This is a genomic window from Burkholderia sp. COPS (assembly GCF_019425585.1).
GTDB classification, from domain to species: domain Bacteria; phylum Pseudomonadota; class Gammaproteobacteria; order Burkholderiales; family Burkholderiaceae; genus Burkholderia; species Burkholderia cepacia.
The window spans coordinates 1-1,500 of the sequence record NZ_WIXR01000113.1 but is presented as its reverse complement, the minus strand read 5'-3'; the positions used below and the strand labels follow the sequence as shown (position 1 = coordinate 1,500).

General features: G+C 60.0%; 2 protein-coding genes. Both read left to right on the top strand.

Translation table 11 applies throughout. The annotated features are described in order from the left end of the window. Window positions 1–232 precede the first annotated feature (232 nt). Window positions 233–790, top strand: coding sequence for an elongation factor P (gene efp / locus FOZ70_RS37875; RefSeq protein ID WP_011351421.1), 558 nt, complete (start codon window positions 233–235; stop codon window positions 788–790). A 269-nt stretch (window positions 791–1,059) separates the two neighbouring features. Continuing rightward, the coding region (locus FOZ70_RS37870) for a response regulator (RefSeq protein ID WP_219707922.1) at window positions 1,060–1,500 on the top strand (441 nt) is incomplete at its 3' end.

Below are 1,500 nucleotides of genomic sequence, written 5' to 3'. Positions count from 1 at the left end.
GCGCCGCACTGGACGCCAACGCGGCCCGCTGGGCCGATGCGCTCGCGGCCGTCGGCGATCTCACGGGAAAGCTGGCGGAATACGCAAAATCTCAGTTAAAATAAGCGGTTATCCGACGGCCGACCACGCAAGCGCTTGCTTTTGGCGCCCACCGGAACGCGTCTGCTTGGCGCCTCACCCGTTGTGCAACGCTCAGGCACCTATTTATTTGATTTGATCAGGACAGTTTTTTATGAAAACCGCACAGGAACTCCGCGTAGGCAACGTCGTGCAGATCGGCAGCGACGCATGGGTCATCGCCAAGGCTGAATACAACAAGTCGGGCCGTAACTCCGCCGTCGTCAAGATGAAGATGAAGAACCTGCTGACGAATGCAGGCCAGGAAGCGGTCTACAAGGCTGACGACAAGTTCGACGTCGTCGTGCTCGACCGCAAGGAAGTGACGTATTCGTACTTCGCCGACCCGATGTACGTGTTCATGGACGCCGACTACAACCAGTTCGAAGTCGAAGCCGAAATGATGGGCGAAGCGCTGAACTACCTCGAAGACGGCATGGCTTGCGAAGTCGTGTTCTACAACGAGAAGGCGATCTCGGTCGAACTGCCGACGGTCCTCGTTCGTGAGATCACCTACACGGAACCGGCAGTCAAGGGCGACACGTCGTCGGGCAAGGTGCTGAAGAACGCCAAGCTCGCAACGGGCTTCGAACTGCAAGTGCCGCTGTTCTGCAACACCGGCGACAAGATCGAAATCGATACGCGCACGAACGAATACCGCAGCCGCGCGTAATCGCCAGCGATGCCCGCATCGAACAAAGCGCCCTTCGGGGCGCTTTTTGTTTGTCTTGCGCCAACAAGCGAGCGCGGGCAAGGCTCATGTAAAGCACAAAATCCACCGGTAAAGATATTCAATTTGTATCATCGGTAACTGTTTTATAGCGCCGGAGAAATAATGCTCGTTACGCGTTCAGCGGGGCATAAAATCAGTTTTTAATCTGACATGCGGCTGCGGCCCAGATGACCGACAGCCCGCCTCTCTTGACTCGACTCGCGTCCACCATGCCACACGCCCTGATTGTCGAAGACGATCCCAACAGTCTGTCCGGTCTCACCGCGCTGCTCGCCGCGGACGGCTTCTCGGTCGACACGGCCACGTCGCTCGCCGAAGCGCGCACGGCGCTCGGCCGCTCGATTCCCGATGTCGTGCTCGTCGACCTGAACCTGCCGGACGGCAGCGGGTTCGACCTGCTCCAGCACCTGCCGCAGCAACAGCCGAACGGCTCGCTGCCCGTCATCGTGCTGACGGGCAATGCGACGGTCGAGAGCGCCATCGAGGGCCTGCGTCACGGCATCTGGGACTACCTGCTGAAGCCGATCAACATTCCGCGCCTGCGCAGCCTGCTTGCGCGGATCCCCCGTCCCTACGAACTGATCGACGAAGTGCAGTCGTTGCGCGCGTCGCTGCGCCATCTCGGACGCTTCGGCGCGCTGGTCGGCCGC

Excerpts from the sequence above, each read along its gene's own strand:
- efp (WP_011351421.1), top strand. The coding sequence starts at position 233 with ATGAAAACCGCACAGGAACTCCGCGTAGGCAACGTCGTGCAGATCGGC.